Source organism: Pseudomonas sp. FFUP_PS_473, assembly GCF_002858665.1.
Lineage (GTDB): Bacteria > Pseudomonadota > Gammaproteobacteria > Pseudomonadales > Pseudomonadaceae > Aquipseudomonas > Aquipseudomonas defluvii.
On the sequence record NZ_PJQQ01000110.1, the window covers coordinates 1 to 505 of the forward strand.

1 protein-coding gene is annotated in these 505 nt (G+C 53.5%); it reads right to left on the reverse strand.

The features are described from left to right. Positions 1 to 454: hypothetical protein (locus tag CYD26_RS25350; protein WP_256588081.1), on the reverse strand; the 454-nt coding region annotated here is incomplete at its 3' end. Positions 455 to 505: the final 51 nt, after the last annotated feature.

Here is a 505-nt window from a genome sequence, read left to right on the forward strand (position 1 = left end):
CGGCATGGGTATGGTTGGCTGAAGCTCGCATGCTGGCCCGTCGGCTTACTACTTGATTTTGTCTACACCCTCTTAGAGCCGCACTCATAAATTTGTGGTAATTGACAATATGGAAAGCGCCCCAGCTGAAGTCTTCGCGAACCTCACTAATTTTGTCTCTGATGAACATGCGAAGCGTCAGGTTGAAGGTGAGTATCAACACAGGCTCGCCGTGGCGTTTATGCGCGCTCACCGCGCGCTTCGCCAATACGGAGGTTTTGCCCGACCCTGCAACTCCGCACACCTTGGCCCTGGCGCCTTCAACACTCTCAGATAGCCGCGCCTGTGGCTTTGTGTAGAGGATGGGTTTTCCTTCATTGGCGTAATGAAATGGCGGCTGCAGAAGGCGCATAAGCTCTGCATATACGCCATCCTCGAACTGAGGATTTTGAATCGCCCCTGGTTTCGTAGACACCTCCAAGCCTCATAATGAGGCCCAAATAGGAGGTGCCATGAGTCGTCAGCG